This is a genomic window from Neobacillus sp. CF12 (assembly GCF_030348765.1).
Lineage (GTDB): Bacteria > Bacillota > Bacilli > Bacillales > Cytobacillaceae > Neobacillus.
In genome coordinates this window covers 3,717,501-3,741,162 of sequence record NZ_JAUCEU010000007.1, presented here as the reverse complement: position 1 = coordinate 3,741,162, position 23,662 = coordinate 3,717,501, and the positions used below count along the sequence as shown (strand labels likewise).

The 23,662-nt window shown below is 38.0% G+C and carries 24 protein-coding genes and 1 tRNA gene (1 of these 25 running past the window's edge); all 25 read left to right on the top strand.

What is annotated here, in order from left to right; translation table 11 throughout:
* Positions 1-71: 71 nt before the first annotated feature.
* Complete coding sequence (gene spoVT / locus QUG14_RS17860; protein WP_095250673.1) at positions 72-608, top strand: stage V sporulation protein T; 537 nt, start codon at positions 72-74, stop codon at positions 606-608.
* 363 nt (positions 609-971) lie between these two features.
* Positions 972-2,594 (top strand): putative polysaccharide biosynthesis protein, encoded by a 1,623-nt coding sequence (locus QUG14_RS17855; RefSeq protein ID WP_289341809.1) that lies wholly within the window; start codon positions 972-974, stop codon positions 2,592-2,594.
* Between the two features lie 4 nt (positions 2,595-2,598).
* Complete coding sequence (gene yabN / locus QUG14_RS17850; protein WP_289341808.1) at positions 2,599-4,059, top strand: bifunctional methyltransferase/pyrophosphohydrolase YabN; 1,461 nt, start codon at positions 2,599-2,601, stop codon at positions 4,057-4,059.
* A 17-nt stretch (positions 4,060-4,076) separates the two neighbouring features.
* Positions 4,077-4,346: an RNA-binding S4 domain-containing protein gene (locus QUG14_RS17845; protein WP_289341807.1), complete on the top strand. Its 270-nt coding sequence runs from the start codon at positions 4,077-4,079 to the stop codon at positions 4,344-4,346.
* Between the two features lie 88 nt (positions 4,347-4,434).
* Positions 4,435-4,737: a sporulation protein YabP gene (yabP, locus tag QUG14_RS17840; RefSeq protein ID WP_095250671.1), complete on the top strand. Its 303-nt coding sequence runs from the start codon at positions 4,435-4,437 to the stop codon at positions 4,735-4,737.
* Positions 4,734-5,366 (top strand): spore cortex biosynthesis protein YabQ, encoded by a 633-nt coding sequence (gene yabQ, locus QUG14_RS17835; protein WP_289341806.1) that lies wholly within the window; start codon positions 4,734-4,736, stop codon positions 5,364-5,366. The genes yabP and yabQ overlap by 4 nt, the downstream gene beginning before the upstream one ends.
* Positions 5,367-5,379: 13 nt before the next feature.
* Complete coding sequence (locus tag QUG14_RS17830) at positions 5,380-5,772, top strand: FtsB family cell division protein (protein WP_289341805.1); 393 nt, start codon at positions 5,380-5,382, stop codon at positions 5,770-5,772.
* Positions 5,773-5,859: 87 nt separating this feature from the next.
* Positions 5,860-6,303 (top strand): S1 domain-containing RNA-binding protein, encoded by a 444-nt coding sequence (locus QUG14_RS17825; RefSeq protein ID WP_289341804.1) that lies wholly within the window; start codon positions 5,860-5,862, stop codon positions 6,301-6,303.
* A 129-nt stretch (positions 6,304-6,432) separates the two neighbouring features.
* Positions 6,433-6,506, top strand: a tRNA-Met gene (locus tag QUG14_RS17820).
* Between the two features lie 335 nt (positions 6,507-6,841).
* Positions 6,842-9,322, top strand: coding sequence for a stage II sporulation protein E (spoIIE, locus tag QUG14_RS17815; RefSeq protein ID WP_289341803.1), 2,481 nt, complete (start codon positions 6,842-6,844; stop codon positions 9,320-9,322).
* A gap of 95 nt (positions 9,323-9,417) precedes the next feature.
* Positions 9,418-10,155, top strand: a complete 738-nt coding sequence (locus QUG14_RS17810; protein ID WP_289344176.1) for a vWA domain-containing protein — start codon at positions 9,418-9,420, stop codon at positions 10,153-10,155.
* Complete coding sequence (locus tag QUG14_RS17805) at positions 10,124-11,134, top strand: serine/threonine-protein kinase (RefSeq protein WP_289344175.1); 1,011 nt, start codon at positions 10,124-10,126, stop codon at positions 11,132-11,134. Before QUG14_RS17810 ends, QUG14_RS17805 begins: the two co-directional genes overlap by 32 nt.
* Before the next feature lie 154 nt (positions 11,135-11,288).
* Positions 11,289-12,677: a tRNA lysidine(34) synthetase TilS gene (gene tilS / locus QUG14_RS17800; protein ID WP_289341802.1), complete on the top strand. Its 1,389-nt coding sequence runs from the start codon at positions 11,289-11,291 to the stop codon at positions 12,675-12,677.
* A 23-nt stretch (positions 12,678-12,700) separates the two neighbouring features.
* A complete protein-coding gene (gene hpt, locus QUG14_RS17795; RefSeq protein WP_133372053.1) occupies positions 12,701-13,249 on the top strand; it encodes a hypoxanthine phosphoribosyltransferase in 549 nt (182 codons plus the stop codon).
* Positions 13,250-13,372: 123 nt separating this feature from the next.
* Positions 13,373-15,319 carry an ATP-dependent zinc metalloprotease FtsH gene (gene ftsH / locus QUG14_RS17790; protein WP_289341801.1) on the top strand — a complete coding sequence of 649 codons (1,947 nt, stop codon included), beginning with the start codon at positions 13,373-13,375 and terminating at the stop codon, positions 15,317-15,319.
* 113 nt (positions 15,320-15,432) lie between these two features.
* Entirely contained in the window at positions 15,433-16,218 is a 786-nt protein-coding gene (locus tag QUG14_RS17785; protein ID WP_289341800.1) for a type III pantothenate kinase, read from the top strand.
* Between the two features lie 14 nt (positions 16,219-16,232).
* Entirely contained in the window at positions 16,233-17,111 is an 879-nt protein-coding gene (hslO, locus tag QUG14_RS17780) for an Hsp33 family molecular chaperone HslO (protein WP_289341799.1), read from the top strand.
* A gap of 21 nt (positions 17,112-17,132) precedes the next feature.
* A complete protein-coding gene (locus QUG14_RS17775) occupies positions 17,133-18,017 on the top strand; it encodes a peptidyl-prolyl cis-trans isomerase (RefSeq protein WP_289341798.1) in 885 nt (294 codons plus the stop codon).
* A 142-nt stretch (positions 18,018-18,159) separates the two neighbouring features.
* A complete protein-coding gene (cysK, locus tag QUG14_RS17770; protein WP_289341797.1) occupies positions 18,160-19,086 on the top strand; it encodes a cysteine synthase A in 927 nt (308 codons plus the stop codon).
* 184 nt (positions 19,087-19,270) lie between these two features.
* Positions 19,271-20,044, top strand: coding sequence for a dihydropteroate synthase (folP, locus tag QUG14_RS17765; RefSeq protein WP_289344174.1), 774 nt, complete (start codon positions 19,271-19,273; stop codon positions 20,042-20,044).
* Positions 20,037-20,396: a dihydroneopterin aldolase gene (gene folB, locus QUG14_RS17760; RefSeq protein ID WP_289341796.1), complete on the top strand. Its 360-nt coding sequence runs from the start codon at positions 20,037-20,039 to the stop codon at positions 20,394-20,396. The genes folP and folB overlap by 8 nt, the downstream gene beginning before the upstream one ends.
* 2 nt (positions 20,397-20,398) lie before the next feature.
* Positions 20,399-20,926: a 2-amino-4-hydroxy-6-hydroxymethyldihydropteridine diphosphokinase gene (gene folK / locus QUG14_RS17755; protein ID WP_289341795.1), complete on the top strand. Its 528-nt coding sequence runs from the start codon at positions 20,399-20,401 to the stop codon at positions 20,924-20,926.
* Positions 20,878-21,084 (top strand): helix-turn-helix domain-containing protein, encoded by a 207-nt coding sequence (locus QUG14_RS17750; protein ID WP_289341794.1) that lies wholly within the window; start codon positions 20,878-20,880, stop codon positions 21,082-21,084. The genes folK and QUG14_RS17750 overlap by 49 nt, the downstream gene beginning before the upstream one ends.
* A gap of 16 nt (positions 21,085-21,100) precedes the next feature.
* Entirely contained in the window at positions 21,101-22,099 is a 999-nt protein-coding gene (dusB, locus tag QUG14_RS17745; RefSeq protein ID WP_289341793.1) for a tRNA dihydrouridine synthase DusB, read from the top strand.
* Between the two features lie 205 nt (positions 22,100-22,304).
* Positions 22,305-23,662: the 5' portion of a lysine--tRNA ligase gene (gene lysS, locus QUG14_RS17740; protein ID WP_289341792.1), read on the top strand. 127 nt of this gene lie beyond the right edge of the window; only the first 1,358 of its 1,485 coding nucleotides appear in the window; its start codon is at positions 22,305-22,307; its stop codon lies off the right edge, out of view.

Genomic DNA, 23,662 nt, shown 5'->3' with positions numbered 1-23,662 from the left:
GATTTCTACAAAAGGAAAGAATGTCATTACCAAGTTAGTTAAATCATCAGATGAAAGTGAGGCAACATTGGATGAAAGCAACTGGAATAGTTCGTCGAATCGATGATTTGGGTCGTGTCGTCATTCCCAAAGAAATACGCAGAACACTGCGTATCCGTGAGGGGGATCCGTTAGAGATCTTTGTGGATCGAGATGGAGAAGTTATTTTAAAGAAGTATTCACCAATCAGCGAGTTAAGCGATTTTGCCAAAGAATATGCAGAAGCCCTATTTGACAGCCTCGGAAACCCGGTATTAATTTGTGATAGAGATAGTTATATTGCCTTAGCAGGAAGTTCGAAAAAAGATTATTTAAATAAAAATATAAGCGATTTAGTTGAAAAGACAATGGAAGATCGTAATTCGGTTCTGGTTACACAACAAGGTGATATTGCTTTAGCTGATGGTAATGATGAAACTATTTCATCCTATACAATTGGTCCAATCATTGCAAATGGTGATCCAATTGGAGCCGTTATCATTTATGCAAAAGAAGGTACACTTGGCGAAGTAGAGAAAAAGGCTGTTGAAACCGCTGCAGGATTTTTAGCAAGACAAATGGAGTCCTAGAACTAATACTATACTCACGATAAAAGAGACAGCAGCTGCTGTCTTTTTTATTTGTGATAATCCAGCTCCACAAGAGTAAGCTTCGGAAGCGATACATCGCACGAAAGAAAAGCGTTAGCTTTTCTGAGGAGCGCCTAGGGGCTCGGGGTCATAAGCCAATCCGTCAAGAAGGTCAAAGAGCAACCTTCTCGCCGGCTCGTCTTATGCCTGTCACCCCTAGGAAAAATTGAACTGCATTTTTCCCTGACCACTAAGGAAAGCTCCTTTGAATAAACCTCGCAGGAACAAGCTGTGCTTGTTCCGAAGGCGCTTCCGCTTTTTATGATATAATACTTTCGAGTTTAGGTAAGTTAGGAGATAGAAATGAAGCAGGTAAATCAATCGAAAGCACTTTTTAGAGGAGCTTTTATTTTAGCTATTGCAGCGCTAATTACAAAAATTCTAAGTGCTGTTTATCGAATTCCGTTTCAAAATATTGTTGGAGATGATGGTTTTTACATATATCAGCAGGTTTACCCGTTTTATGGTCTTGCCATTGTGTTAGCAACAACAGGCTTTCCAGTTGTCATTTCTAAGCTATATGCAGAACAAAGGAAAAGTGGCATCCAGCAGAAAACAAGACAGCTTTTACTGGTTTCATTTATCATTTTACAGTTAATGGGACTTATATTTTTTCTTATCCTTTATTTTGGTGCCGATTCTATTGCATTTTGGATGAATGATGAGAATTTGGCAATTTTACTAAGGATTGTCTCCATCGTTTTTTTATTATTTCCGATTGTTTCCATTCTGAGAGGCTATTATCAGGGGAAGGGGGACATGTTGCCAACCGCCTTATCACAAGTGGGTGAACAATTGATAAGAGCCTTTACGATTCTCTTTTTGGCGTTTACCCTCGAGGAGATGGGATATTCTTTATACCTAATTGGCGGAGGTGCTATGTTTGGGTCTATTACCGGGAGTATGGTATCTGTCATTATTTTGTTTACATTCCTTTGGATTCGTAAAGAATGGAGGATAATTACTCCAAGAAAAGGTATGTTACTTGGCGATTTTCGAGAGGTTAAAAAAATAATAAAGGCTCTTACTTTCCAAGGGTTAACAATATGTATCAGTGGAATGCTAATGATTTTTATACAAATGGCAGATGCCTTAAACCTATACTCGTTACTCACTGAAAACGGCTATGATAAGGATATGGCAAAAGGTATAAAAGGAATATTTGACCGTGGGCAGCCATTGATTCAATTAGGTACAATTATAGCTGCATCGATGTCTTTATCTCTTGTGCCGTTAATAACAAGTGCAAGAATCAAAAGGGACACTGCATTTTTACAGGAGAAAATTCAGTTAGCCTTTAGGATTAGTATTGTCATTGGTATCGGGGCTTCTGTAGGACTTTGGTGTATTATTGAACCAGCTAATATTATGTTATTTAAAGATGACTCAGGGTCTAATGTGTTAGGGATTCTTAGCTTTGTCATTCTCCTTAGCTCCATCATTACGACCATTATTGCAATTATGCAGGGGCTAGGTTCATTACTTTTCCCAGCAATTGTAACCCTTGCAGCACTTCCATTAAAGTATGGGTTAAATGCTCTATTCGTCCCGATGTATGGAACAATGGGGGCAGCTTATGCTACGCTAATCACCTTAATATTGCTTTGTTTGCTCTTATACGTAAAATTTAGAAATATGCAATCCATCTCGCTGCTATCTTTTCGGTTCCTACGAACACTTTTGATAGCGACTCTAATGATGGCGATCCTTCTAAAAGGATACTTAGCCCTTACAAATATGATTACGATTCCAACTAGTATAGATAGAATAATGGCTGCAGTACAGGCGCTAGGCGGTGCATTTTTCGGAGGATTCCTTTTCTTATTCATTATTGTTAAGGGAGGGGTCTTTATGGAAAGGGAACTATCATTATTTCCTTTCGGCAGCAAATTAAGCCTTTTATTACCTAAGAAGAATAGGAGTTAAAAAAATGGGAAACTCAATTGAAATTCTCGGTTTGGGAGCGGGGGACCTTAATCAGCTTCCCTTTGGTGTATACAAAAAGTTAATAAAGGCAACGCATGTTTATTTAAGGACAAAAGAACATCCAGTTGTTGCTGAATTAGTTCAAGAAGGACTAAGCTATTCATCTTTTGATTCGGTCTATGAAAAGCATGATCAATTTGAAGCGGTATATCAGGAGATTGTCGAGAACTTACTTCAAAAGGCAAAGACAGAGCAGGTAATTTATGCAGTGCCTGGTCATCCACTCGTTGCAGAGCGGACTGTACAGTTGCTTTTGGAATATGGTCCTAATGAGGGCGTGGATATTGTGATTGGAGGAGGACAAAGTTTTGTTGATGCGCTCTTTCAATCATTAAAAATTGACCCAGTTGAAGGTTTTCAACTTCTTGATGGAACATCCCTGCATTCCAACCAGCTGCAAATCGACCAGCATATGTTTATCAGTCAGGTCTATGATCAGTTTGTCGCATCTAATATTAAACTGACCTTAATGGAAAGACTTCCTGATGATTATGAAGTGGTTATTGTTCGTGCCGCTGGAAGTAGTAATGAAAGAATTGAACGGGTAGCTTTGTATGAGTTAGATCGTAAGGTTACCCTTGATAACCTAACTTCTGTCTATGTGCCGCCTGTAACTGATGAACAGATTATGCTTAAAAATTTCTCTAAGCTGCGAGAAATTATTGCTGTGTTGAGAGGTCCGAATGGCTGTCCTTGGGATAAGGAACAAACACATGAATCTTTAAAGAAGTACTTGATTGAAGAGACGTATGAAGTAATTGAGGCAATTGATAGTGGTGATATTGATCATTTAATCGAAGAGCTTGGTGATGTTTTGCTTCAAGTTATGCTGCATGCCCAGATTGGTGAAGATGAGGGCTATTTTGCGATTGAGGATGTTATAGAGGTACTTTCAGAGAAAATGATTCGCAGGCATCCCCATGTATTTGGAGATAGAGAAGTGGAAGACTCATCCGAGGTGCTTCGGAACTGGCAAGAAATAAAGAAGCAGGAAAAAGGCGAGACAGAAGCATCACTTCTAGATGGTATTTCCAAGTCAGTGCCAAATTTATTAAGAGCCTATGAAATTCAGAAGAAGGCAGCAAAAGTTGGCTTTGATTGGCAGGAAATAACACCTGCTTTGGAGAAAGTGAAAGAAGAACTTGAGGAATTTGAGAATGAGATAAAGACAGAGAGCCTTCTGAATGCGAAAAAAGAATTTGGTGATATCCTGTTTGCCTTTGTTAATGTGGCTAGGTTTCTAGACATTCATCCAGAAGAGGCTTTATTTGAAACGAATGAAAAGTTTATTCGAAGGTTTAAGTTTATAGAGGAAAAAGTAAAAAATAGCACTAAGCCTATTGAGGATCATTCCTTAGAAGAACTAGACAGGTTTTGGGATGAAGCTAAATCTAAAGGGCTATAGAATAGGGGGATTTAATAATGAGATTAGATAAATATTTAAAAGTATCAAGATTAATAAAAAGAAGAACATTGGCAAAAGAGGTTTCTGACCAAGGAAGAATTCTCATAAATGGAAAAGAAGCAAAAGCAAGTTCTACTGTAAAAATTGGTGACGAACTTACGATACGTCTCGGCCAAAGGCTGGTTACAGCAAGAATTGACCAAATACAAGATACCACTCGTAAAGAAGCAGCAGCTGAGATGTACACAATCATAAAAGATGAAAGAATCGGTGAATCACAGTTCTAATTGTGACTCAAAAAGGCTTGTTCTAATTCATTTGTCCTTTACATAAAAATGTACTAAAGGTTGTACAAATGATTGTGAGGGATGAATGATGAGCCAATATTATGAAACGAATCCTGTAAAAAGTACTGTTCCAGAGCATGATGTCATCATGAGAGGAAGAAAACTTCTCGATATAACAGGTGTTAAACAAGTAGAAAGCTTTGATAATGAGGAGTTTTTATTAGAAACCTCCATGGGCTTTTTAGCGATCAAAGGGCAAAATCTGCAAATGAAAAACCTCGATGTTGAAAAAGGAATTGTCTCCATTAAAGGAAAGATATTTGACTTGGTTTACTTAGATGAACAGCATGGGGAGAAAGCTAAAGGATTCTTTAGTAAGTTGTTCCGATGACACTCTCCACTCAATTTCTTACCATGCTTTCAATGATTGGGATGGGGTCGCTGTTTGGAGTAATGTTGGATACCTACCAACGATTTTTAAATCGTCCCAACCGAAAGTCTTGGATTGTTTTTTTAAATGACCTGTTATTTTGGGTCATTCAAGCACTGATCATCTTTTATATATTATTCCTTGTGAACAATGGAGAATTACGTTTCTATATCTTTGTTGCCCTTCTATGTGGTTTCGCCGCCTATCAAAGTTTATTTAAGGGGTTTTATTTAAGATTGCTTGAAATGATCATAAATACCGTTATAGCAATTTACGGATTTATGAAAAGGACTTTCCAACTACTTATCTATAAACCTGTCGTTGGCCTAATCCAGTTGGTTATTTCAATTATCATCTTACTTGGCAGGGGGCTTTATTCCCTTGTCAAATTTGTTTTAAAGGTTGTATTCTTTATACTTAAGATAATTTGGGTGCCAATTGAAAAAATTATAGTAATTATATGGAAACTTTTGCCGAAAGGTATTAAAAAATACGTCGAGAAGTTATATAATAAAACGGCAGGAATTTTTATGGAAATCAAGAACTATTTAGTAATGCTTATAAAAAAGTGGAAAAAACCAAAAGAGTAAGGGGGTATGGGTAATGAGTTCAGTAGGAGAAAAGAATATAGCAAAGATCGAGACAACTTATGTCCACCAACAAGAAATAGCAGAAATTGCATCTGCTAGAAAAAGAAAGCTCCTATTCAGAAGACTTTCCTTGTTCTTAATTTTCGCAACTGTCATGTCATATTTAATGATCACTAGCTTTATTGCCCAATCCTCAACTTTAGATAAGAAAGTAGCACAAAAGAAACAACTGAACCAAGAGTTAATGCAATTAAAGAAACAACAGGAAATCCTAAAAGAAGATATTGTGAAGTTAAATGATGATGATTACCTTGCTAAGCTTGCTAGAAAAGAATACTTTTTCTCGGAAAATGGTGAAATTATCTTCAATATCCCTGAAGAAAGTAAAGGTAAAAAAGACCAATAACTAGTCTTATTGACACGTATTTTTCCCATTTTGTATAATATAAAGTAAGTATGATTTTTTTTATTCTTAAGGAGGAAAATTCTTTTTATGTCAATCGAAGTAGGCAGCAAGTTACAAGGAAAGGTAACAGGGATTACAAATTTCGGAGCTTTTGTGGAGCTGCCTGATGGCTCAACTGGACTCGTACACATCAGTGAAGTTGCTGACAATTATGTGAAAGATATCAATGACCATCTTAAGGTTGGTGACCAAGTAGAAGTTAAAGTCATCAATGTTGAGAAAGATGGGAAAATTGGCCTTTCTATCAAAAAGGCAATTGATAAACCAGAGGCACCGCAAAGATCCCGTTCACACTCAAACTCACATTCACAACGTCCTCGTCAGAGCAGATCAAATGATCGGAATGCTCCTAAGGTTGAAACGTTTGAATCAAAAATGGCGAAGTTTTTAAAAGATAGTGAGGATCGTTTAACTTCTTTAAAACGTCATACAGAATCAAAACGTGGCGGAAGAGGAGCTAAAAGGGGTTAACTTGCTGCTTATGTTAAAAATATTTCCTATGTAAGACAGGTCTAGCCGGCTTGTCTTTTTGTTTTTTAAAAAAATTTATTGACATTAATTTTCACTCTATGTAATATATAGTTTGTGTCTTAAATACTTGGCGGTGTAGCTCAGCTGGCTAGAGCGTACGGTTCATACCCGTAAGGTCGGGGGTTCGATCCCCTCCGCCGCTATAACGAAAAGCGGAAGCGCCTTGTCCAGGGGTGACAGGCATAAGACGATCCGTCAAGAAGGTTGCTCTTTAACCTTCTTGACGGATTGGCTTATGACCCCGAGCCCCTAGGCGCTGCAGCTAGACAAAATTGAAGTACCGATATATATATCGGTGCTTTTTTTGTGCGTAATAAAACTCCTTATTCCGACATCATATCCACTTCCCAATATTAATTGAATAAATATAGTGAAAACCGTCGAACGAAACTTTGCTTTTGTTCACTAATTTGACAAACTTCTAAATCTATTAATTTTATAATAGTCTTTAACGAGAATTAATAGAGGAGTGTGATTTATGGAAAAGCTAGAACGGAGTTTACTAGAACCGGTCGGAGAGGTTAACTTTCAATCCTCTAAAAGGACTTGGGAGAGCGTCCTGAAAAAATTCCAATTAAAAGTTGAATCCTTCTTCCTTATTAAAGGTTACCTTTTACTTTTTATAGGTTTCTTACTAGGAAGAGCTCTAATATTGTCCACGCTTGCTCCCTTTAGTCTGCCATTTTTCGCTGCAGTATTCTTAATTAAAAGAGATCGATCCCCACTAGCCTTAGTAGGATTAGTTGCGGGCGCAGCAACTGTCTCCTTAAAGAATGCTGCCTTCACCTTTTTGGTTTCCGTCTTTTTTCTAGTCATTTATCGTATTAGTGAAAAGTGGATCAAAAATGAGATGAGGATGATTCCATTTTTTGTGGCTATTATTCTAGGGACAGGAAAGCTAGCAGAAGCTTTTATTATTTCTAAGCAATTGACCTTATATGATGCGATGATGGTTGGTGTTCAGGCAAGCTTAGCCTTTATCCTGACGCTTATCTTTTTACAGAGCATTCCGTTGTTAGTATTAAACAAGCGCAGGCAATTGCTAAAAACAGAGGAAATCGTCTGTTTAATCATTATGCTTGCTTCTATTATGACTGGAACCATTGGATGGAAAATTTACGATTTATCACTTGAACATATTATGTCACGCTACCTTGTTTTAGTATTTTCATTTATTGCAGGTGCGACCGTAGGATCAACAGTAGGGGTTGTAACCGGTCTAATTTTCAGCCTTGCAAGTGTTTCAAGTTTCTATCATATGAGTTTACTTGCTTTTTCAGGGGTATTAGGCGGTTTATTAAAAGAGGGAAAAAAAATAGGCGTTGCTATTGGATTGTTTATTGCAACACTCTTAATTGGAATGTACGGTCAGGAGGGTGGAACCGGTAACTTACCGATAACACTAATGGAATCAGCAGCAGCGATTTTGCTATTTCTTTTGACACCGCAAGTATTTACTTCTAAATTAGCCAAATATATACCTGGTACCCCAGAATACACGACTGAACAGCAAAAGTATATGAGAAAAATGCGTGATGTGACTGCACAAAGAGTTGCTCAATTTTCCAATGTATTTCATGCACTTTCAAAGAGTTTTTCACAAATGGAAATTAAGCCGAGTGTAGATGAAAATGAACGCGAAATGGATTACTTTATGAGTCATGTAACAGAAAAGACGTGCAACACATGCTTTAAAAAAGAGCAATGCTGGGCGAAAAATTTTAATACAACATATGGTTATCTGGAAGAAATTATTCATGAAATGGACCAAAACGATGGAGTGGTATCGCCTAAATTATCTCGGGAATGGGAAAAGCACTGTACACGCTCAAAAAGAGTATATGAAGCAGTCGGACAAGAGTTGACATTTTACCAAGCTAACCAAAAATTAAAGAAGCAGGTCCAGGAAAGTAGAAAGCTTGTAGCTGATCAACTTTTAGGTGTTTCAGAGGTAATGGATAACTTTGCAAAGGAAATTCAGCGAGAAAGAGAAAATCATCATAAGCAAGAAGAACAAATAATGGAGGCGATTCAAGCATTTGGTGTTCATGTTGAACATGTCGAGATATACAGTCTTGAGTCAGGAAATGTAGATATCGAAATGTCCGTCCCATTTTGCAATGGCCATGGGGAATGTGAAAAGTTAATTGCGCCAATGCTTTCTGATATTCTCGGAGAACAGATCATCGTTAGCTCTGAGGAATGTGCTGCATACCCAAACGGTTTCTGCCATGTCATTTTTAGGTCTTCAAAAGCCTATACGGTTGAAACTGGAATGGCTCACGCTGCCATGGATGGCGGCTTTGTATCGGGTGACAGCTACTCAACGATGGAATTAGGGCTGGGGAAATTTGCGATAGCGATTAGTGATGGTATGGGAAATGGAGAAAGGGCTCATTATGAGAGCAAAGAAACACTGCAGCTGTTACAAAAAATACTGCAATCTGGTATTGAAGAAAGAGTTGCTATTAAGTCAGTAAATTCTATTCTCTCTCTTCGAACAACAGATGAAATTTTTTCTACACTAGACTTAGCTATGATTGATCTACAGAACGCATCGGCAAAATTCTTAAAGATTGGATCAACTCCTAGTTTTATTAAAAGAGGGAATAAGGTAATTAAAATCCAAGCAAGCAATCTGCCAATTGGGATTCTTGAAGAATTTGAAGTGGATGTGGTTAGTGAGCAATTAAAGGCAGGAGATTTACTCATTATGATGAGTGATGGGATATTTGAAGGTCCCAAGCATGTAGAAAATTACGATTTATGGATGAAACGCAAAATACAAGAATTACAAACGGATGATCCTCAAGAAATATCAGATTTGATTTTAGAAGAGGTGATTCGCTCGCGGGATAACTCCATTGGAGATGATATGACCATTGCCGTGGCTAAAATAAAGCATAATACACCTAAGTGGGCTAGTATTCCTGTAACAAAGGTTAAGAAAAGAGCTTAATTAACTATTTTATGATGTATAACCATTAATTATGTATAAATCCCCTCCGCAGTGTCGAAAATGGAAGTAACTCGAAAAGTGGAGGGAGAATGAGTATGTATACAGGGAAAATTCGTCAGATTCTATTAATAACGGACGGCTGTTCAAATCAAGGGGAAGATCCTATTGCCATGGCTGCACTTGCGAAAGAACAAGGTATATCCGTCAATGTGATCGGTGTAATGGAGCAGGATGTAATTGATGAAAAGGGTATGACAGAAATTGAAGGAATAGCAATGTCCGGTGGTGGAGTCAGTCAAATCGTTTATGCTCAACAACTCTCACAGACAGTCCAGATGGTGACAAGGAAAGCAATGACACAGACAATTCAGGGTGTAGTGAACAGGGAATTGCAGCAAATTCTTGGTCGCTCACAGACAATTGAAGATCTTCCTCCTGAGAAAAGAGGGGAAGTAATGGAAGTGGTCGATGAACTTGGAGAAACTGTCGAATTAGAGGTGTTGATTCTTGTCGATACAAGTGCGAGTATGAAACACAAACTTCCTACCGTTAAAGAGGCCCTACTTGACCTTTCCCTAAGCTTAAATGCACGTACAGGTGATAATCAATTTGCAGTTTTTGTATTTCCCGGGAAAAAGAATGATGTCGAAAAGATTCTAGATTGGACTCCAAAACTACAAACTTTGACAAGTATCTTTTCACAGCTTACTACAGGGGGGATTACTCCAACAGGACCTGCAATTCGTACAGCATTAACTTCATTTAATTCAAAACGTTCATTAAGGAGTCTTTTGAACAGTGATGATGAATCATTCCTTGAAGAGTCGATGTAAGGTAGCGCCAGGCACTGTAATTACGGGGAAATGGCATTCGAATAAGTATACCGTTCTAAAGGAACTAGGATATGGAGCAAACGGCATTGTCTATCTTGCAAAGTTTAAAAACACGCAGGTAGCGTTAAAGATGAGTGATAACGGAATGTCTATTACCTCAGAGGTAAATGTATTAAGATCGTTTGCAAAGGTCCAAGGGTCAACCCTCGGACCTTCTTTGCTTGATGTGGATGATTGGAAAAGTAATCGAGGTCAAATTTCTTTTTATGCAATGGAATATATTCAAGGACCAGATTTGCTGACCTTTATTCAAACAAAAGGGAAAGCATGGACCACAGTTCTCTTCCTACAATTATTAAACGACTTAAATAAATTGCATGAAAACGGCTGGGTATTTGGAGATTTAAAGCCAGAAAACCTAATTGTAACGGGACCAACACCTAAGATAAGGTGCATTGATGTTGGTGGAACAACGCTGCAAGGAAGAGCTATTAAGGAGTTTACTGAGTTTTATGATCGAGGGTATTGGGGGTTAGGATCAAGAAAAGCCGATCCTGCTTATGATTTATTTGCCGTAGCAATGATTATGATTAATACAGCCTACCCAAAGCGTTTTAATAAGAGTACTGGCGGGATTTCACAACTTAGGGAAGCTATTAGGAAACAAAAGGATTTACTGCCAACCGAAAAAGTCATTGTAAAAGCACTTCAAGGACAGTACACGAATGCGCTGCAAATGAGAACAGAATTATTAGGGTTAGTAATCGATAAAAAAAATCCTAATACAGTTACTAAATCACCCGTAACCAATACAAATAGTACCGCTTATAAACAAAAGATGAACCAGCCTGGAAGTCAGCCTAAATCCCGGCAGAATTACCGCAAAAAAAAGAAAAAAAGCCGCTGGGTAGAAACCTTCAGTATTACAATTTTCATTGCACTTTTATACTTATTGTATATTTTTCAAAAACTTATTTAATTTTTGAAACTAAAGCGAAAGCATTTCGTATAAAAGGGAAGGAAAAAAAGACCTATTCATTTAGGTCTTTGTTTTTGATACTTTTGTCTTAAAAGTGGTAAGCTAGGGATATTCAAAAAAATTTCAAAAGAATCTTTATAAGGAAGAATGCAAAATGTTAGAAGCAAAGGTAGATGCACTACTTGATCGCCACGCCTTTCAAATTGAGAATACTAAAATGGTGGTTGGTGTTTCGGGTGGGCCAGATTCACTGGCATTGCTTCACTACTTGTGGGGACAAAAGGAAGATAAAAATCTCTCCATTATCGTTGCACATGTTGATCATATGTTCCGTGGACAAGAGTCATTTGAGGATGCATTATTCGTGAAAGCTTATTGTGAGCAAAGGGGCATTCCTTTTGAAATGACCCGAATTAACGTCCCAGAAATAATTAGACAAACAAGGAAAAACTCTCAAGCTGCATCAAGACAGGCAAGATATGAGTTTTTTGAAGAAATAATGGAAAAATACAGTTATAACTTTTTAGCCCTTGGTCACCATGGAGATGACCAAGTAGAGACGATTCTAATGAGAATGACAAGAGGTAGTTCTGGTGCTGGCAGAGCTGGGATTCCGTTCACGAGACCATTTGGGAATGGTTATATCTTTCGTCCTTTCTTAGCTTTAACGAAGATGGAGATAACACAGTATTGCCATAAGCAAAATTTAGTGCCGAGAATCGACCCCAGTAATAAGAAAAATATTTATAGCAGAAATCGTTTTCGAAATGAAGTTTTGCCCTTTTTAAAAGCAGAAAATCAAAACGTTCATGAACATTTTCAACGTTTCAGCGAAGATATTCAGAATGATGAAATACTTCTGCAGGAATTAACTGTCCAAAGCATGAATAAAGTAATGAAAATGAAAGAAAAGAATAAAATTACCATTGACATAATACCCTTTTTAGAAATGCCAATTCCTTTACAAAGAAGAGGTATTCAACTAATATTAAACTATCTTTACAAAGTAATTCCTATGTCACTTTCTGCTTTACATATTGATCATGTTCTATCTTTAATTCAACATCATCATCCTTCCGGAACACTTGATTTTCCCAATGGTTTAAAAGTAATTCGATCTTATTCCCTGCTTTCCTTCCAATATGGAGTGGTAGAGGGTTCTCCATATTCCTTTGAGTTATCAAAACCAGGTGAGGTTCAACTGCCTAACGGAGCAAGTGTAAGAATGGATGTCATTGATGATAAAGAAAACATTGTAACAAAAGGATATTATGCAATATTTCCTGCTGACAAGGTTAAACTGCCCATCGAGATTCGAACGAGAAAAATAGGGGACCGGATGGACCTAAAGGGTATGTCTGGAACAAAAAAACTAAAAGATATCTTTATCGATAGTAAAATTCCTATTCAGGATCGGGATACCTGGCCTGTCATAACTGACAAAAATGGGTGGATTCTTTGGCTTCCTGGGATTAAAAAATCAGTAATCGAAGGCATTAATCATTCAACAAGTCAGTATATACTACTCACATATAATAAGTAATGATCTTCTAGGAGGCACAATTTATGATGAATCAGGATATTGAAAAGGTGTTAGTTTCAGAAGAGGAAATTCAGGAAAAAATTAAGGTGTTAGCGGCGGAATTAACGGAGGAATATAAAGATACTGTTCCTCTTGCAATCTGTGTTCTAAAGGGTGCAATGCCATTTATGGCTGATTTATTAAAACGAATGGATTGTTATCTAGAAATGGATTTTATGGATGTTTCAAGTTATGGATCTGGCTTTGTTTCCTCAGGGGAAGTGAAAATCCTAAAGGATTTAGATACTTCAGTTGAAGGAAGAGACATCTTAATCATTGAGGATATTATCGATAGCGGCTTAACATTAAGCTATCTATATGATTTATTCCGATACCGAAAAGCAAAGTCAATCAAAATTGTTACCTTACTCGACAAACCAACAGGAAGGAAGAGTGCAATAAAAGCAGATTACGTAGGTTTTATTGTCCCAGATGAATTTGTGGTTGGATACGGTTTAGATTATCTCGAAAAGTACCGAAACCTTCCATATATTGGTGTTTTAAAACCAGAAGTATATAGCGATAATCTTTAAGTGAAACTAAAAAAGCTATTGCATAACGAATTTTTTCAACAACATGTTAAGAGTAAACTAAGAATTGGAATGATTTTCTATGATACTATCTAAAAAAGTTTTTATCGCGGGAGGAGGTAAGAGATGAATCGGATTTTCCGTAATACCATCTTTTATTTATTGATATTTTTAGTCATAATTGGCGTGGTAAGCTTCTTTAATGGCAGCAACGAACCTACGGATAATATTTCCTATAATGAGTTTGTAGCTCATTTAGAAAAGGATGAAGTGGATTCATTTTCTATGCAGCCTGAACGTGGTGTATTTGAAGTTCGGGGCAAGTTTGAAGACGGGATAAAAGACGGTAAGAACTTTTTAACGTACGTTCCCAACAGTGAAAAAATCTTAGAGCGTATAGATGCGGCAGGTTCAAAGGTAGAAGTAATGCCTGCTAAGGAAACTAGTGGATGGGTAACATTCTTTACTTCCATCATTCCATTTGTAATCATCTTTATCCTATTCTTCTTCTTATTAAACCAGGCTCAAGGCGGCGGCAGCCGTGTTATGAACTTCGGTAAGAGTAAAGCAAAGCTTTATAATGATGATAAGAAGAAAGCACGATTTAAGGATGTCGCTGGTGCAGATGAAGAGAAACAAGAATTAGTCGAAGTGGTAGAATTCCTTAAGGATCCTAGGAAATTTGCGGAACTTGGCGCACGTATTCCAAAAGGAGTACTTCTTGTGGGACCTCCAGGGACAGGTAAAACATTACTTGCACGTGCAGTAGCAGGTGAAGCGGGCGTTCCTTTCTTCTCTATAAGTGGTTCAGACTTTGTTGAAATGTTTGTTGGGGTCGGAGCATCCCGCGTACGTGATTTGTTTGAAAATGCAAAGAAAAATGCTCCTTGTATCATTTTTATTGATGAAATTGATGCAGTTGGTCGACAACGTGGTGCAGGTTTAGGCGGAGGACACGACGAGCGTGAACAAACCTTGAACCAGTTACTAGTCGAAATGGATGGATTCGGAGCAAATGAAGGAATTATCATTATTGCCGCTACAAACCGCCCAGACATTCTAGACCCTGCATTATTACGTCCAGGTCGTTTTGACCGACAAATTACTGTTGACCGTCCAGATGTTAATGGTCGTGAAGCAGTTCTAAAAGTACATGCAAAGAATAAGCCGTTAGATGAATCAGTAAACTTAAAAAATATCGCTATGCGAACACCTGGTTTTTCGGGTGCCGATTTAGAAAACTTATTAAATGAAGCAGCATTAGTGGCTGCACGTCAGAATAAGAAGAAAGTCGACATGGAGGATATTGATGAAGCAACTGACAGGGTAATCGCAGGACCTGCGAAAAAGACCCGTGTTATCTCTAAAAAGGAACGAAATATTGTTGCTTTCCATGAAGGCGGACATACAGTAATTGGATTAATTTTAAATGAAGCAGATATGGTTCATAAGGTTACAATCGTACCTCGTGGTCAAGCAGGCGGTTATGCAGTAATGCTTCCAAGAGAAGACCGTTACTTTATGACCAAGCCAGAATTGCTCGATAAAATCGTTGGTTTATTAGGTGGACGTGTTGCTGAGGAAATTGTTTTTGGTGAAGTAAGTACAGGTGCTCACAACGACTTCCAACGTGCAACAGGAATTGCTCGTAAAATGGTTACTGAATTTGGTATGAGTGACAAACTTGGAGTTGGACAGTTCGGTCAGGCTTCAGGTGGTCAGGTATTCTTAGGACGTGACATCCATAATGAGCAAAACTATTCTGATGCCATTGCCTTTGAGATTGATCTTGAAATTCAACGTATTCTTAAAGAATGTTATGAAAGAGCTAAAACCATTCTTACTGAAAATCGTGATAAACTTGATTTAATCGCTAAGACACTTCTTGAAGTCGAAACGCTTAATGCAGAACAAATTGATTATTTAATCAAAAATGGCCGTATGCCAGAGTCTGCATCTGAGTTAGAAGGCATTAAAGTTGATACGAAAAAGTCAGATGACATGAAAGTAACCATTAACACAAAAAAAGATGAGGATTCTGCCAGCCAGACTTCTGAAACTGAAGAAAAGTAATTTTCTAAAGAGAGTGCTTATAAAAAAGCACTCTTTTTTTCACGATAAAAAGTAATTATGATATGATGTTTGCAGAATACCAAAGAAAAAATCTTAAAAAGTGAGTGATTCCTTTGATTTTCGTATTTGACGTAGGAAATACAAATACTGTTTTAGGTGTATATAAAGGTGAAGAACTTAAATATCACTGGCGAATAGAAACGAATCGTAACCGAACAGAAGATGAGTTTGGGATGGTGGTTAAGTCCCTTTTTGATGCTTCAGGTCTTTCGTTTTCTGAAATAGATGGAATTATTATTTCTTCTGTTGTGCCGCCTATCATGTTTGCTTTAGAAAGAATGTGCAAAAAGTACTTCCAACTCACTCCATTAGTAGTTGGACCTGGGGTGAAAACGGGGCTTAATATTAAATATGAAAACCCAAGAGAAGTTGGGGCGGATCGAATTGTTAATGCGGTAGCTGCTATTCATGAATATGGAAGCCCATTGATTATTGTTGATTTTGGTACAGCAACGACTTATTGCTATATCAACGAACATCGTCAATATATGGGTGGGGCTATTGCTCCAGGAATTGGCATCTCTACGGAGGCACTATATTCAAGGGCTGCAAAACTGCCTAGAATTGAAATCGCTCGTCCAGAAGGTGTAATTGGAAAAAACACAGTTGCTGCCATGCAGGCAGGAATTGTTTATGGATATGTGGGTCAAGTCGAGGGGATTGTTAGAAGGATGATAGACCAAAGTGAACAAAAACCGACAGTGATTGCAACTGGAGGATTATCTTCTTTAATAGCCCAAGAATCTAAAATTATTGATATTGTTGATCCGTTTTTAACTTTAAAAGGATTACAGCTAATCTATAAGAGAAATATGGAGAATATAAGAAGTAGCAACTAGAAAGGGGTTACATAATGACTGATTATTTAGTAAAAGCTTTGGCCTATGACGGACAAATTAGAGCTTATGCTGTGCGTACAACCGAAGTGGTTTCTGAAGCACAGCGAAGACATGGAACATGGCGTACTGCCTCTGCAGCTCTAGGGCGCTCACTAACGGCTGGTGTTATGATGGGAGCAATGTTAAAGGGTGAAGACAAGCTCACTATAAAGATTGATGGTGGCGGCCCAATTGGTGTTATCTTAGTCGATAGTAATGCAAAAGGGGATGTGCGCGGCTACGTCTCAAATCCGCAGGTTGACTTTGAAGCAAATGAGCAAGGAAAGCTCGATGTCCGCCGTGCGGTCGGCACTGAGGGCACACTGTCTGTTGTTAAGGATACTGGTCTAAGAGACTTCTTCTCGGGTCTAGTACCAATTGTCTCCGGCGAATTAGGGGAAGACTTTACTTATTACTTTGCAACTTCGGAACAGGTGCCTTCTTCTGTTGGAGTAGGTGTCTTAGTAAATCCAGATGATACCATTCTTGCAGCAGGTGGATTTATCTTTCAATTAATGCCTGGGATAAAGGATGAAACGATTACCGAGGTGGAAGAGCGTTTAAAAACAATCCCTCCCATTTCAAAATTAGTAAAACAAGGTCTAACTCCCGAAGAAATTTTAGAAAAGTTGTTTGGAAAGAATAAGGTAAATGTCTTAGAAAAAATGCCTGTTCAATTTAACTGTGTCTGTTCAAAAAATCGGTTTGCAGATGCTATTGTTGGACTAGGGCAAGGTGAAATTGAGGCTATGATCGTGGAAGATGGACAGGCTGAGGCTCACTGCCACTTCTGTAATGAAAGATATCTATTTACAAAGGAAGAACTAGAGGAATTAAAGATCCAGGCAAAATAAAAAGTGCGGGGGGAGGAGTTTTTGAGGAGAAAGCAGTTATGGCTGATAATTGCAGCACTTATTTTGTTGAACTGTCTAACGATTGTTTTTTTCCTTTCGAACAGGAAAGATTCAACGATTGATGAAGTCGTTGCAACTGTTGGGAAGGGCGAAATTACAAGGCAGGAATGGCTTAATGAATTGGAATCACGATACGGTAAAGATGTACTGGAAGACATGATTGATCAAAAAGTAATAAATGAAATGGCGGCCAAGTATAATATTAAGGTCTCCGAGGAAGATGTGGAACGCGAATATAGAATCCTCCAAACTACATATAGTTCGCCAGGAGAGAACAAAAAGACTACTGAGAAGAAGTGGAAAGAGCATATCCGAAATAGTCTTCTTCAAGATGAAATCCTAACTAGAGATGTAAAGGTTTCTAATGAAGAGATGAAGGAGTATTTTGAAAATAATAAGAAACTTTTTACGATTCCCACTGCCTATCATTTATCCCATATTATCGTGAAATCAAATGACGAAGCTCAAAAAGTCATTAAGGAATTATCGCAAGGCTCTAGTTTCTCAGCACTAGCGATGGAACGATCTATTGAGGAGTTTTCAGCAAATGAAGGCGGCGATATTGGATATATTATGGAGGGGGAAGAAAGGTATCCTGCTGAATATCTAGAAACGGCAAAGAAGTTAAAAGAAGGTGCCTGGAGTGATCCAATTCAAGTAGAACAAGGCTATGCTGTTGTGAAACTAGAAGGAAAAATGAAGGGAAAAAAATACTCTTATGAGGATGTTAAACAACAAATTCGCAGAGAAATCGCTTTAGAACAAATGAAAACTTCAGCCTCTACCAAAACATTTTGGAATGAAGCAAAAGTAGATTGGTTTTATGGAAATAAAGACACAAACTAAGAGAAGCACAGAATTATTTTCTGTGCTTTTATTTATACTTTTGGAAAAATCCCACAGTAAAACGGTTGACAAAATCGGTAGGAAACTGGTAAATTCATAATAATACCAATAAAAATACTCGGAATAAGAAAGAGGTGCACTAATGGTACGTGTAGCAAATTCAGTTGCAGAATTAGTTGGTCAAACTCCTATTGTGAAATTAAACAGATTAGTAGATGAAAACAGCGCAGAGGTGTATTTAAAACTTGAATATTTTAACCCTGGCAGTAGTGTAAAAGACCGAATTGCTTTAGCTATGATTGAAGCAGCGGAGGAGAAGGGTTTAATTAAGCCTGGAGTCGATACGATTATTGAGCCTACAAGCGGAAATACAGGTATCGGTTTAGCTATGATTGCAGCAGCAAAAGGATACAAAGCAATTTTTGTTATGCCTGAGACAATGAGCTTGGAGAGAAGAAACTTGCTTCGTGCATATGGAGCAGAACTAGTTCTTACTCCAGGCCCTGAAGGAATGAAAGGTGCGATTGCTAAAGCGAATGCACTTGCTGCTGAAAATGGCTATTTCGTACCGCAGCAATTCGAAAATGAAGCAAATCCTGAAGTACACCGTAAAACTACAGGTAAAGAAATCGTGGAACAGATGGATCAGCTTGATGCATTTATTTCAGGTATTGGTACTGGCGGGACAATCACTGGTGCAGGTGAAGTTCTGCGTGAGAAGTTCCCAAATGTAAAAATTTATGCGGTAGAGCCTACTGATTCACCAATTTTATCTGGCGGTAAGCCAGGTCCACATAAGATTCAAGGAATTGGTGCTGGTTTTGTTCCAGCCGTATTAAATACAGAAGTATACGATGAAGTCATCCAAGTTCAAGCGGAAGAAGCTTTTACTGCTTCACGCCGAGCAGCAAAAGAAGAGGGAATCCTAGGTGGGATTTCTTCAGGAGCAGCAATCCATGCCGCTTTAGAAGTTGCTAAGAAGTTAGGAAAAGGTAAAAAGGTGCTTGCGATTATTCCTGATAATGGAGAACGTTATTTAAGTACACCTCTTTACCAATATGAAGGCTAATAATTAATTTTTAGAGGAGGTTCTAGCGAAAGCTAAAACCTCTTTTTTTGCTTTAAAAAACATTCTTCTTGTATGATGGAAGAGACAAGCAAATTATCTGGAGGTTTTAAAAGTGTATACATCTGGGGATTACAGTATTAAATGCGGACCATATCATTTTGATTTCAGTAAAAAAACCTATATTATGGGGATTTTAAATACAACCCCTGATTCATTCTCCGATGGCGGGAAGTATCTCGACATTACTCAGGCTGTTGAGCATGCCAAAGAAATGGTTGAAAATGGTGCTGATATAATTGATATTGGGGGTGAATCAACCCGTCCAGGATATACAGTTATTTCGGAGGATGAAGAAATTGAGCGTGTCGTTCCAGTAATAGAAGCGATTGCTAAGCATGTGAATGTTCCTATTTCCATCGATACATATAAAGCTAAGGTAGCCCAAAAGGCGATTGAGGCAGGTGCTCATATTATTAATGATATTTGGGGTGCAAAGGCTGATAAAGATATGGCAGCTATTGCTGCAAAATACAATGTACCGATTATCCTTATGCATAATCGTCATGATCGCAATTATTCGTTTTTTATTAGAAACGTGCTAAATGATCTTTATGAGAGTATAAACATTGTAAAACAAGCCGGGGTTAAGGACGAACAAATCATTTTAGATCCGGGAATTGGTTTTGCTAAAGACCTTCAAGAAAACATATTGATGATGCAAAACTTAGATACGTTGACTGCTCTAGGCTATCCTGTACTTTTAGGCACTTCAAAAAAATCCATGATTGGACAAGCGCTTGACCTTCCGGTAAATGAAAGGATGGAAGGAACAGGGGCAACGGTATGTTATGGAATCCAAAAGGGATGTCAAATTATTCGTATACATGATGTTAAGGAAATGAGCAGAATGGCAAAAATGATGGATGTGTTAATGGGGAAGGGTGTCAGCATTGGATAAAATATTTGTTAATCAAATGGAGTTTTATGGTTACCATGGCGTTTTTCCTGAAGAAACCAGACTTGGACAACGCTTTATAGTAGATTTGATGGTTCTTGTGGATTTAAAAAAAGCCGGTGAAAGTGATGAATTGGAGCATTCAGTAAACTATGGCGAGTTATTTCAGGTGTGCAAAGAAATAGTTGAGGGAAAGCCGTATAAGCTTGTTGAAGCTGTTGCAGAAACGATAGCAGCATCCATATTAAGTCAATTCACTCTTGTTTCTGAAGCGACTGTAAAAGTTATTAAACCTGATCCACCCATTCCTGGTCATTATCGGTCTGTAGCAGTTGAAATTACGAGGAGAAGATAAAAATGGGAAATACAGCATTTATTGCCCTTGGATCTAATATCGGAAACAGGTATGATTATCTAACAAAGGCAATTGAAGAACTTGCAAAGCATCCAAAAATACAATTGGTAAATAACTCCTCAATTTATGAAACTGACCCTGTCGGATATGAGGAACAAGATTTATTTTTAAATATGGTAATTGAGGTAATAACTTCGTTCAGCGCACATGAGTTGCTAGATTTTTGTTTAAATCTCGAAAAAGAACTTGGTAGAAAGAGGGAAATTGTGTGGGGACCAAGAACAATTGACCTTGACATTCTCCTCTATAATCAAGAAAATATAAAGTCAGAGAAACTAATTATTCCGCATCCACGGATGCTAGAGCGGAATTTTGTCATGATTCCTTTGTCAGAGATCAGACCTGACATAATCATTCCAAATATAGAAAAACCACTTCAAGCATGGATCAATGAATTACCTAACAAAGAAGGAGTCCGGATATGGAAGCGGAAAAATGGGGAAGACGTATTCGAGCATATCGGAAGCTAAAGGGTTATACTCAGGAAAGCTTCGCGAAGGAACTCAGTGTATCGGTATCGATTATTGGGGAGATTGAAAGAGGCAATCGCCTGCCTACAGGTGAGATGCTAAAGAAAATTGGTCAAACCCTAAATATTACCATAGAAGAACTATCACCGAATGAATAGAGGAGGGATTAAGAGTATGTTGAAAATCGGCAACATTGAAATGAAAAATCAAGTCGTTTTAGCACCAATGGCTGGTGTTTGTAACTCTGCCTTCCGTCTAACGGTTAAAGAGTTCGGTGCTGGTTTAGTTTGTGCGGAAATGGTCAGCGATAAAGGGATCATTTTAAAAAATGAAAAAACGATGAATATGCTATACATTGATGAACGTGAAAAGCCATTAAGTTTACAAATTTTTGGCGGCGAAAAGAAAACTCTTGTTGAGGCAGCACAATTTGTAGACAAAAATACAAATGCAGATATTATCGATATCAATATGGGTTGTCCAGTTCCAAAAATCACAAAATGTGACGCTGGGGCAAAATGGCTATTAGACCCGGATAAGATTTATGAAATGGTATCTGCAGTTGTCGATGCAGTAGAAAAGCCTGTAACTGTCAAAATGCGTATGGGCTGGGATGAAGATCATATTTTCGCCGTTAAGAATGCTCAAGCAGTAGAAAGAGCAGGAGGCCAAGCTGTTGCACTTCATGGACGTACACGTGTACAAATGTACGAAGGAAAAGCAAATTGGGATATTATAAAAGAAGTAAAGCAATCAATAAATATTCCATTAATCGGAAATGGTGATGTACAAACTCCACAAGATGCGAAAAGAATGCTTGAAGAAACCGGCTGCGATGGCGTTATGATCGGAAGAGCAGCTCTTGGTAATCCGTGGATGATTTATCGTACGGTTCAATTCCTTGAAACAGGTAAACTAATGGGTGAGCCTTCTGTTCGTGAAAAAATGGATGTGTGTATCTTGCATTTAGATCGTTTAATTGCTTTAAAAAATGAGAATGTAGCAGTTAGAGAAATGCGTAAACACGCGGCTTGGTATCTAAAAGGCGTTAAAGGCAATGCGAAAGTAAGAAATGCAATCAATGAGTGCGACACTCGTGACCAGTTGGTTACCTTGTTAAATGACATGGTTGCGGATGTAGAAGAGAAGGAAAGTCAAATAACTGTAGGCTAAAGTTGACATATTACTCCTCTTTTTCTATAATATCTTTGTTTAAACAGAAGGCTGCCAGTGAAATACTGGCAGTTTTTATTTATAAAGGTTTTTGATGTCTGAATTCTCTAGATTGTGTAGAATAATAAAGTATGTAGAAAAAGTGAATGTGCACAGCATGTACCCGAGGTTTACATAAAAAGAAAGTAATTGGAGTTGATTGAGTATGAGTCAGGAAGAATTAAATGACCAGTTGCAGGTCAGACGTGACAAAATGAATGCCATGCGTGAAAGAGGATTAGATCCATTTGGTAAACGCTATGATCGTTCTCATAATATTAAAGAATTAGTAGAGCAATATGCTGAAGTAGAAAAAGAAGACTTGGAAGCTGAAAATGTAGCTGTTACTCTTGCGGGTCGGATTATGACAAAACGTGGTAAGGGTAAAGCAGGCTTTGCTAATATACAAGATCTTACTGGGCAAATTCAAGTATACGTTAGAGTAGATGCAATTGGTACGGAAGCATATGAAATATTTGATTCATCTGATTTAGGAGACATCATCGGTGTAAAGGGTACTCTATTTAAAACTAAGGTCGGTGAACTTTCTGTTAAGGTTCAAGAGTTTGAGTTTTTAACCAAGGCTCTACGTCCGTTACCAGATAAATTCCACGGGTTAAAAGATGTAGAACAACGTTATCGCCAGCGTTACCTTGACTTAATTATGAGTCAAGAGAGCAGATCTACTTTTATTACCCGCAGTAAGATTATTCAATCTATGCGTCGTTACTTAGATAATCATGGTTATTTAGAGGTTGAAACACCAATGATGCACTCTATTGCTGGTGGTGCGTCTGCCCGACCGTTTATTACTCACCATAATGCGCTTGATATGGAACTATACATGCGGATTGCGATTGAACTACATTTAAAGCGACTAATCGTTGGCGGACTTGAGAAGGTTTATGAAATTGGCCGTGTTTTCCGTAACGAGGGTGTTTCTACTCGTCACAATCCGGAATTTACGATGATCGAGTTATACGAGGCCTATGCGGATTATCAGGATATTATGAGTCTAACTGAAAATCTAATTGCGCACATTGCTAAAGAAGTCTTAGGAACAACTACTGTCCAATACGGAGAATATGAAGTCAATCTTGAGCCAGAGTGGAAAAGACTACACATGGTTGACGCGATAAAAGAATTTACAGGGGTAGACTTCTGGAAACAAATGAGTGTGGAAGAGGCTCGTCAACTTGCAAAGGAACATGGAGTAGAAATTACCGAACATATGCTTTATGGTCATATTGTTAACGAATTCTTCGAGCAAAAGGTTGAAGAAAAGTTAATTCAACCAACTTTCATCTATGGTCATCCGGTTGAAATCTCTCCATTAGCTAAGAAAAATGAAGAAGATTCAAGATTTACAGATAGGTTTGAGTTATTTATCGTTGCTCGGGAACATGCAAATGCATTTACGGAGCTAAATGACCCTATTGATCAACGTGAACGTTTTGAAGCGCAATTAAAAGAGCGTGAACAGGGTAATGATGAAGCTCATGAAATGGACGAGGACTTTGTTGA